The organism is Aerococcus sp. L_32, from assembly GCF_050689315.1.
Map to the genome: position 1 here is coordinate 1 of NZ_JBOEQF010000845.1, position 796 is coordinate 796.

General features: G+C 38.2%; 1 protein-coding gene. It reads right to left on the reverse strand.

Going from position 1 to position 796, the window contains the following annotated elements:
• On the reverse strand, positions 1-714 hold a 714-nt coding region (locus tag ACRCJ0_RS16840; protein WP_431388492.1), incomplete at its 3' end, for an HAD-IC family P-type ATPase.
• Positions 715-796 lie beyond the last annotated feature (82 nt).

Genomic DNA, 796 nt, shown 5'->3' on the forward strand with positions numbered 1-796 from the left:
CTTACCTTCAGCGTTTTCTAACATCTCAGCGATGTTACCAACTTCAGTATCCATAGCTGTTGCAGTTACAACACCTTCACCACGACCGTAAGTTACGTTAGTAGAAGAGAACCCCATATTTAAACGGTCACCGATACCAGCGTCACCTTCGACAGGGGCAGTATCTTTAGTAACTGGTACAGATTCACCAGTTAAAGCAGCTTCTTCAATTTGTAATGAACTTGCTTTGAATAGACGTAAATCGGCAGGAACAACGTCCCCAGCTTCAAGGATTACAATATCACCAACAACGATATCTTTAGAATCGATGGCTTTAACTTCGCCATCACGACGAACGTTTGCTTTAGGTGAAGACATTTTCTTAAGAGAGTCAATAGCATCCTCAGCTTTATTTTCTTGAACAACACCCATGATTGCATTAATTAATACAACCGCAAGAATAATAATTGCATCTACTAAACCGTGACTTCCTTCTAAAATTAATGAAAGTGCTGCAGCGATTAATAAGATAATAATCATTAAATCCTTAAATTGATCCAAGAACTTTTGTAAGGTTGACTTGCGTTCCCCTTCTTTAATTTCGTTCGGTCCGTTCTTCTCTAAACGACTGGCAGCTTCAGCATCAGATAAACCTTCAGTAGAAGAATTTAATGATGTGAAGACCTGTTCAGCATCTTGAGTGAAGAAAGACTGATTGTTCTTTTCTTCTGACATTAATCATCTCTCCATCCTTTAAATTATTATCCCTAAAGCAAGATCCAGAGGTTGTCTTTCAAAAAAAAGACCTATGACTACA